This is a genomic window from Mesorhizobium sp. M1E.F.Ca.ET.041.01.1.1 (assembly GCF_003997355.1).
Classification (GTDB): Bacteria; Pseudomonadota; Alphaproteobacteria; order Rhizobiales; family Rhizobiaceae; genus Mesorhizobium.
Genome location: NZ_RZSL01000295.1, coordinates 1 through 7647, shown reverse-complemented (window position 1 = coordinate 7647; position 7647 = coordinate 1). Strand labels below are relative to the sequence as shown.

At 62.1% G+C, this 7647-nt stretch carries 9 protein-coding genes; 5 read left to right on the top strand and 4 right to left on the bottom strand.

Annotated features, from left to right (window positions below; genetic code table 11):
• On the top strand, positions 1-463 hold a 463-nt coding region (locus EOA38_RS21935; RefSeq protein ID WP_281060112.1), incomplete at its 5' end, for a carboxyl transferase domain-containing protein.
• Positions 464-472: 9 nt separating this feature from the next.
• Here the strand turns inward: EOA38_RS21935 and EOA38_RS21930 are convergent.
• Positions 473-868 (bottom strand): DUF6165 family protein, encoded by a 396-nt coding sequence (locus EOA38_RS21930; RefSeq protein WP_127300238.1) that lies wholly within the window; start codon positions 866-868, stop codon positions 473-475.
• A 157-nt stretch (positions 869-1025) separates the two neighbouring features.
• On the opposite strand from EOA38_RS21930, the gene waaF reads away from it, so the two are divergent.
• Positions 1026-2048 (top strand): lipopolysaccharide heptosyltransferase II, encoded by a 1023-nt coding sequence (waaF, locus tag EOA38_RS21925; protein WP_127300237.1) that lies wholly within the window; start codon positions 1026-1028, stop codon positions 2046-2048.
• A 21-nt stretch (positions 2049-2069) separates the two neighbouring features.
• Here waaF and EOA38_RS39255 read toward each other — a convergent pair whose 3' ends face one another.
• Together EOA38_RS39255 and EOA38_RS21920 are read right to left on the bottom strand one after the other, a co-directional pair.
• A complete protein-coding gene (locus EOA38_RS39255) occupies positions 2070-2219 on the bottom strand; it encodes a hypothetical protein (protein ID WP_189434791.1) in 150 nt (49 codons plus the stop codon).
• The gene (locus EOA38_RS21920; RefSeq protein WP_127300236.1) at positions 2216-3736 is read right to left on the bottom strand and encodes an NAD(P)H-hydrate dehydratase; all 1521 of its coding nucleotides are present in this window, start codon (positions 3734-3736) and stop codon (positions 2216-2218) included. Before EOA38_RS21920 ends, EOA38_RS39255 begins: the two co-directional genes overlap by 4 nt.
• Before the next feature lie 346 nt (positions 3737-4082).
• Here EOA38_RS21920 and EOA38_RS21915 point away from each other — a divergent pair, with 346 nt between their 5' ends.
• Together EOA38_RS21915 and glnA are read left to right on the top strand one after the other, a co-directional pair.
• Positions 4083-4421 carry a P-II family nitrogen regulator gene (locus EOA38_RS21915; RefSeq protein WP_006205430.1) on the top strand — a complete coding sequence of 113 codons (339 nt, stop codon included), beginning with the start codon at positions 4083-4085 and terminating at the stop codon, positions 4419-4421.
• 61 nt (positions 4422-4482) lie between these two features.
• Positions 4483-5892 (top strand): type I glutamate--ammonia ligase, encoded by a 1410-nt coding sequence (gene glnA / locus EOA38_RS21910; protein WP_127300235.1) that lies wholly within the window; start codon positions 4483-4485, stop codon positions 5890-5892.
• A gap of 253 nt (positions 5893-6145) precedes the next feature.
• Here the strand turns inward: glnA and EOA38_RS21905 are convergent, their stop codons facing one another.
• Positions 6146-7183: a glutamine synthetase beta-grasp domain-containing protein gene (locus tag EOA38_RS21905; RefSeq protein WP_127300234.1), complete on the bottom strand. Its 1038-nt coding sequence runs from the start codon at positions 7181-7183 to the stop codon at positions 6146-6148.
• Between the two features lie 313 nt (positions 7184-7496).
• Here EOA38_RS21905 and EOA38_RS21900 point away from each other — a divergent pair.
• The coding region (locus EOA38_RS21900; RefSeq protein WP_127300233.1) for a DUF2735 domain-containing protein at positions 7497-7647 on the top strand (151 nt) is incomplete at its 3' end.

Below are 7647 nucleotides of genomic sequence, written 5' to 3'. Positions count from 1 at the left end.
GGCCTTGCGGGTGATCACCGTGATCTTCGGCACGGCGCAGGAATATGGCGGGCTGATCAAGCATGGCGCCAAGCTGCTCTTCGCCTATGCGGAGGCGACCGTGCCGAAGATCACGGTGATCACCCGCAAGGCCTATGGCGGCGCCTATGACGTCATGGCGTCGAAGCACCTGCGCGGCGACATGAACTATGCCTGGCCGACGGCGCAGATCGCGGTGATGGGGGCGAGAGGCGCGGTCGAGATCATCTACCGCAAGGACATCGGCAACGCGGAAAAGATCGCCGCCCACACAAAGACCTACGAGGATCGCTTCCTGTCGCCCTTCGTCGCGGCAGAGCGCGGCTATGTCGACGAGGTGATCATGCCGCACTCGACCCGCCGCCGTATCGCGCGGGCGCTGCGCATGCTGCGCAACAAGGACATGCAGAACCCCTGGAAGAAGCACGACAACATCCCGCTGTGAGGGATGGTCCTATTCGTAGTTTTCGTAGGATTTTTCCTCGATGATCGCGGAACTCAGCAGCAGGTTTATCTCCCGCTTCAGCGCGGCGCGACGATCGTTCGTCCGATAGACGCCGCGGGCGAGTTCAATGAAACGGTCACCGAAACGCTTGTTGAGTTCCTCCACGCGGATATTGTCCTCGATAACCCAGAGCGCCTGATTGACGGCCTTCAGGTCCGCGTAAAGACCCGCCAACGCCTCCGATGCCGGAATGTGCTGGTCGCGAACATGGGACAATTGCTCCAGTTCGTGCAGGACGTTGGCGCGCTTGGCCGCGTCGGCAATGCTTGCCGCCTTGATCTCGAGGATCGATATCTTGTCCAGCAATTCGCCGGGGGCGATCTCGACGAGTATGGGGCGGACCATGCAAATTGTCCTTTTCCGGAGAGCCTTGTCAAACATTAGCGGCGGGGGATATGGACCTCGCCGGATAGAGTAGCGGCAATAGGCAGCCGAAACGAGCGAAGTCAATCTGCCGGACAGCGGTGGCGCCTCGGCTCGATAGAATTGAAAGGTATATCTGTTGGATCCAATTCTCCTGGTCGGCTTTCCGGCGGTCGGCGATTTCGTCCGCTGTCATTCGGCCATCCGCATCCTCGCGAAGCGGTTTCCCGACTGTCCGATCGATGTTGTGACATCGCCCGGCAACGTAGCTTTCGCCCGATTCATGCCGCATGTCCGCAAAGCCTGGGCGCTCAATAGGCGGCCTATGCAGTTGGGCTTGGCGGCACGCCGCAATCTCGCTGGCGAGCTCCGCAAAGAGAACTATGGCTCGGCCTATCTCATGACAAGCACGATCAAAGCAGCCTTGATACCGTTCATGGCCGGCATACCGGAGCGGATCGGCTACCCGCAGGAGCTGCAGTTCGGTTTGGTCAACCGCCTGCCGGCGGACTGGTTGCGGCATTTGTGGGCGTTCGGCCCGCGCAAGACACGCCTCTATGAAGAGGTGTGCTCCATCGTCACGCTGGGTGCGAAGCCGATGGCCAACGTCGATTGGCCGGCGCCGCAGATGATCATTCCCGCCGCGGAGTTGGATGACTGGCGCAGCCGTGCCGGTGTCGAAGCCGACAGGCCGGCTCTGGCGATTTTTACCGGCGATATGGAAAGCCCCCGATCGTGGCCGATGGAGCGCTTCATCTCGATCGCAAAAGACTATTCCAATCGGGGCTGGGCCGTGTGGATCGTCGGAGGCCCTCGCGAACGCGATGCCGCGAACCGGATTCGCGCCGAGGTGCCACATGCGGTCGATTTCACCACCACGCCGCTGATCGATGTGATGTATCAACTGGGCGCGTCAGCGCTGTTCCTTGGCGTCAATGGCGGCATGTCGCACGCCGCCGCAGCGTTGAACATTCCGTGTGTGCTCATTTTCGGCTCAAATCTCTCTTATCTCCACGCGCCGGTGAATGAACACGTTCGCCTTGTCGAACCGCCCATTTCGACCCCCAGCTGGATCGAGGACACGTTGGGTGTGAGCGAAGAAAGAGTACGCGAGGCCCTGGCCGGCGCTCTTGAAGAGGCACGCCACCCGCAAAGCGCATGACGTCCCCTATGCTTGGCGGCGCTAGGCGTGTCGGACGGGAGTGAAGCCGAAGCCCTCGGCATCGAGCGCGCGTGGATCGACAATGGTGACCGGACGATCGGCGGCATGCGCCGCCTTCGCAACGGACCCGGCGATGGCGAGGGCAGCCAAAAGGAAAACCAGCCGCTTCATCCGGTGGCGCTCTCCACCAGTTCGCGCAACACCGGCAGCATAGCCAGCGGCATGTCCTCGGCGATCAGCCCAGGACCGAACCGGCTGCCGGCTTCGGCATGTATCCAGACACCCGCGCAGGCCGCTTCGAAGGCCGGCATGCCCTGTGCCAAGACCCCCGCGACGATTCCCGCCAGCACATCGCCCGAGCCGGCGGTGGCAAGCCAAGGCGCTCCATTGCTGTTGATGGCGGCGCGTCCATCTGGCGCGGCGATAACAGTGTCGGCGCCTTTGTAGACGATGACGGCATTGGCACGCGCCGCCGCCGCGCGCGCCTTGGCCAGTTTGGAGAGCGCCTTGTCGTTCGCGACGTCAGGGAACAGCCGGGCGAACTCACCCTCATGCGGCGTCATCACCAGCGCCGGCGCCGCGGACTTGCCGGCGGCCTGGAACAGCGTCTCGGGCTCGTCGCGGAACGAGGTGATGCCGTCTGCGTCGAGCACCAACCCTTCAATGGCTGTGTCCTGTCCCTGCCCTGCATCGAGCAGCGCGAGGACAAAATCGCGCGCTTTTTCGCCGACACCGAAACCCGGACCGAGCACGAAGGACGAGGGGCGGCGATCGGTGAGGAACGCGCCGAGATCGGCAACCGCATCGACCTTGCGCAGCATGATCGAGGTCAGATGCGCCGCGTTCACCTGCATGGCGTTGGCCGGCGACAGCACAGTCACCGCCCCTGCCCCGCTTCTCGCGGCGGCAAGTGCCGACAGCCGAGCAGCACCCGTCGCCGACGGTCCGCCGGAAAAAACGCTCGCGTGGCCTCGCCTGTATTTATGCGTATCGACAGCCGGGGCCGGAAAGCCTGCCAGCCAAAGCGCCGGTCCGTTCTCGAAGGTTCGAGGCGCGATTTGAGCGATGATCCCGTCACCGATGCCGATGTCGGCAAGCACGATCTCGCCGCACATCTCACGCCCCGGCAAAAGCAGATGCCCCGGCTTCTTTCGCGCGAAGGTCACGGTTATGGCTGCGCGAAATGCGCAGCCGAGAATGGCCCCGCCCTCGCCGGCAACGCCGGAAGGCAGATCTATGGCGACGACTGGCAAGCGGAGATCCGTCACGATCCGGACCGCCCTGGCGGCATCGCCCGACAGCGGCTTGGACAGCCCCGCCCCATAGAGTGCGACGACCACGAGCGAGCCGGGCTCGGTGGTGAAAGCAGACAGCGGCCGGCGCTCGAGCGGGCAGTCGGCCGCGGCGAGCGCGGCGTCACTGCCTGGCCGCGGCTCGCCCGACACCCACAACGCGACGTCGACGCCACTTTCCTGAAGCAGTCGCGCCACGACGTAGCCGTCGCCGCCATTGTTGCCGGGACCGCACAGCACGTGTACCCGCGTCGCCGCCGGGTAGCGCGCCAGCACGACGGCCGCGACCGCCTCACCGGCACGGCGCATCAACCCGTAACCGTCGAGCGGACCCTCCGCGATCGCCAGGCGGTCAGCCTCGGACATCTCGGCCGGCGAAAGAAGTTCATTGCGCATGGGATTGCCGATCTCCATCCGATCAAGCATTGTCCGATTTGCGGTTCGACGCAAACAGCGACGGCTGACTATCACCGGAAAGCGGTGGCGCCTTGAGGGGAATCTGCCTGCAAAATACGCTATCTGCCCAAATTTTGCGCAGACGGATGGAGGAGCGATGTATAGGCTTTGGGCGTCGATGACGCATCCGATGCGGCGGATGGCGCGAATTTACATCCGGGTGCGGCATGGCATCTGAATCGCCCGATACCGTCTCCAACCTCCGGGAATTGGCACGCTTCGTGCTTGATGGAGGCGCAAGCGGGGTACACAACCCGTCTCTTTGGCAGTGGAGGCCACTTTTTACATGAAAAAGATCGAAGCGATCATCAAGCCATTCAAGCTGGACGAAGTGAAGGAGGCGCTTCAGGAGGCCGGACTGCAGGGCATCACCGTTACCGAGGCCAAAGGCTTTGGCCGGCAGAAGGGCCACACCGAGCTCTATCGAGGCGCCGAATATGTCGTCGACTTCCTCCCCAAGGTGAAGATCGAGGTGGTGCTCGGCGACGATGCCGTCGAAGGCGCCATCGAAGCCATCCGCAAGGCGGCGCAGACCGGCCGCATCGGCGACGGCAAGATCTTCGTATCCAACATCGAGGAAGTCGTCCGCATCCGCACCGGCGAAACCGGCATGGACGCCGTCTGACGCCACCCCACCTTTCTGAACCGTCATCATCAAAAAACGTCATCAAACAGGGATACATGACATGACGACAGCCAAAGACATCATGAAGCAGATCAAGGACAACGACGTGAAGTTCGTCGACCTGCGCTTCACCGATCCGCGGGGCAAGCTGCAGCATGTGACGATGGATGTCGTCGAGGTCGAGGAAGACATGGTCGCCGACGGCGTCATGTTCGACGGTTCCTCGATCGCCGGCTGGAAGGCGATCAACGAGTCCGACATGGTGCTGATGCCGGACACGGATACCGTTCACATGGATCCGTTCTTCGCCCAGTCGACCATGGTCATCCTGTGCGACATCCTCGATCCGATCTCAGGCGAGGCCTATAATCGCGACCCGCGCGGCACCGCCAAGAAGGCCGAGGCCTACATGAAGTCTGAAGGCATCGGCGACCAGATCTTCGTTGGCCCGGAAGCCGAGTTCTTCGTGTTCGACGACGTCAAGTACAAGGTCGACCCCTATAACACCGGCTTCCGGCTGGACTCCACCGAACTGCCGTCCAATGACGACACCGACTACGAAACCGGCAATCTCGGCCATCGTCCACGCACCAAGGGCGGTTATTTCCCTGTGCCGCCGGTTGATTCATGCCAGGACATGCGCTCCGAGATGCTGACCGTGCTCGCCGAGATGGGCGTGCGCGTCGAGAAGCATCACCACGAGGTCGCGGCCGCCCAGCACGAGCTCGGCATCAAGTTCGATACGCTGGTGCGCAACGCCGACAAGATGCTGATCTACAAGTATGTCGTGCACCAGGTCGCCAACGCCTATGGCAAGACGGCCACCTTCATGCCGAAGCCGGTGTTCGGCGACAACGGTTCGGGCATGCATGTCCACCAGTCGATCTGGAAGGGCGGCAAGCCGACCTTCGCGGGCAACGAATATGCCGGCCTGTCGGAGAGCTGCCTGTTCTATATCGGCGGCATCATCAAGCACGCCAAGGCGATCAACGCCTTCACCAACCCGCTCACCAACTCCTACAAGCGGCTGGTGCCCGGTTATGAAGCGCCGGTGCTGCTCGCTTATTCGGCGCGCAACCGCTCGGCTTCGTGCCGCATCCCGTTCGGCTCGTCGCCGAAGTCGAAGCGCGTCGAGGTCCGCTTCCCCGATCCGGGCGCGAACCCCTATCTCGGCTTCGCCGCCATGCTGATGGCCGGCCTCGACGGCATCAAGAACAAGATCCATCCCGGACAGCCGATGGACAAGGACCTCTACGACCTGCCGCCGAAGGAGCTGAAAAAGATCCCGACGGTCTGCGGCTCGCTGCGCGAAGCCCTGCAGAGCCTCGACAAGGATCGCGCCTTCCTGAAGGCCGGCGGCGTCTTCGACGACGACCAGATCGACAGCTATATCGAGCTGAAGATGGCCGAGGTCATGCGCTTCGAAATGACTCCGCACCCGGTCGAGTACGACATGTACTATTCGGTCTGACACTCTGATCGAATAGAAAATTAGGCCCTTGGAAGGTGCTCCTTTCCAAGGGCCTTTCATTTGCGGCGCGACCTGTCCGCCCATTGTCCGGCCTGGTGGAAGATTTGGCCATCAATAGGAAATGCGAACGCTCGCCGTCAGGCGACCGGGGAGGCCGTGCTCGCCGGCTGACGGCAGCGCATCGGCATTCGCCATGAAAAAAGCCCCGGCATTTTTTCCGCCGGGGCTTTTTTCTGTAATCGAAGCTCGTCCGTCAGGCGGCCGCTGAAACGGCGTCGGTCGAGACCTGCGAGATCGTCTTCAGGACCTGCGAGGCGATCTGGTAGGGGTCGCCCTGCGAGTTCGGGCGACGGTCTTCCAGATAGCCCTTGTAGTCGTTCTTGATGAAGGAGTGCGGAACGCGGATCGAGGCGCCGCGGTCGGCGATACCGTAGGAGAACTTGTTCCACGGCGCGGTCTCGTGCTTGCCGGTCAGGCGCTTGTCGTTGTCCGGACCATAGACGGCGATGTGATCCATCAGGTTCTTTTCGAACTGCGCCATCAGCGCCTCGAAATAGGCCTTGCCGCCGACTTCGCGCATATAGTTGGTCGAGAAGTTGCAGTGCATGCCCGAGCCGTTCCAGTCGGTGTCGCCGAGCGGCTTGCAGTGGAACTCGATGTCGATGCCGTACTTCTCGGTAAGACGCAGGAGCAGGTAACGCGCCATCCACATCTGGTCGGCGGCCTTCTTGGAACCCTTGCCGAAAATCTGGAATTCCCACTGGCCCTTCGCCACCTCGGCGTTGATGCCTTCATGGTTGATGCCGGCGGCGAGGCAGAGGTCGAGATGCTCCTCGACGATCTGGCGCGCGACATCGCCGACATTCTTGTAGCCGACGCCGGTGTAATACGGGCCCTGCGGAGCCGGATAGCCGCTCTCGGGGAAGCCGAGCGGACGGCCGTCCTTGTAGAAGAAATACTCCTGTTCGAAGCCGAACCAGGCGCCCTCGTCATCGAGGATGGTCGCGCGGCTGTTCGACGCGTGCGGCGTCACACCATCGGGCATCATGACCTCGCACATGACGAGAACGCCGTTGGTGCGGGCCGGATCCGGATAAACCGCTACCGGCTTCAGCACGCAGTCGGAGCTGCGGCCTTCGGCCTGGTTCGTCGAGGAGCCGTCGAAGCCCCACAGCGGCAGCTGCTCGAGGGTCGGGAACTCGGCAAACTCCTTGATCTGGGTCTTGCCGCGCAGATTGGGGGTCGGGGTGTAGCCGTCGAGCCAGATATACTCGAGCTTGTATTTGGTCATTCCAGTGCCTCTCGTTGCTTGGACGCCGCGCCACGGCGGGATCGACGCACGGCCGGACCTGGCCGGCCTGCCGGTCGTTAAAAAGCAATTCGTGTGCCACTCTCCCCGCCCCGGGTGCGGCAAAATGATTGTGGCAACGCGTTGAATCTGTTGAGCCGTCTCAGCAATGCGCGGCAATCGTCCAACTGTAGAATATGCATAAATAGTAGGCAAATATTGATCTTTTTGCGGGCATATTGCCTAAATGAATCGCAGAACCTATCTTGGGAGAAAGTTGAATCGCCAAGCTCCTGGAGAATAAGGGAGGCCGCCAATGGAAGTCACCACGTCCCGTCCGTCGGCAAAGATTCTGATGTTCCCGCTTGCAGGTCGGGTATCTGCCTCAAATTTAGGCGCAAAGGCCAAATTCACGGCAGAGCTTGCCTCGCTGCGCAATACGCACGCCGATTTCGACGGTTGGTACC